Raw genomic sequence first — 536 nt, 5'->3', positions numbered from 1 at the left:
TTGCATTGGAGACGCAGTCTATCAGTTGTTTCGGATTGATAAAACCATGTATTTTATGAGGAAAAGAGTCGCTTCAACCAGCCGAAAAAGCCATTTGATGCTGTTGGGTTTGCCTCTTTACCTAAATAGAAGCTTTGCATTAGCTCTGTTCTGAACGCGTCAACATCAATACGTTTAATCACAAGTTCGTGCTGTAATGTGTTTTGTGTCTGCTCCGCGTGATCGTGCGCTAAGCTAAAATCCATGTTCAGATAGCCTTGAGTGAAGAGCCACAAATGGGTGATCAGAACAAGATCTTCTGCCGATTGATTGGTGAACTTGTCTGCCTGCTCATCCCCAAGCGTATCTGCCAAGACCTTTTGCATTTGCTGTGTCGAATGAGCGTGTTGTTCATACAACGCACTTGCTTCGATATGGGATTTCGTCAGGAGCCCGAGTAGGTGAAGCACTGGATTCGTTGCTGGCTTGTTTTCACATACGCGTGCAAACAACGGAGCTTGTTCTTTCAACCAACGCTTCTTGGCTGCTTTATGCTC

Annotated in this window: 1 protein-coding gene; it reads right to left on the bottom strand. The window is 45.1% G+C overall.

Annotated elements, in window-relative coordinates:
- Positions 1–53: 53 nt before the first annotated feature.
- The coding region (locus tag R7Q48_RS30495; protein WP_318134155.1) for a hypothetical protein at positions 54–536 on the bottom strand (483 nt) is incomplete at its 5' end.

Source organism: Vibrio sp. 378 (genome assembly GCF_033339435.1).
Note: the sequence above shows the minus strand (reverse complement) of the source record. Positions and strands in the feature narration are given on the sequence as shown.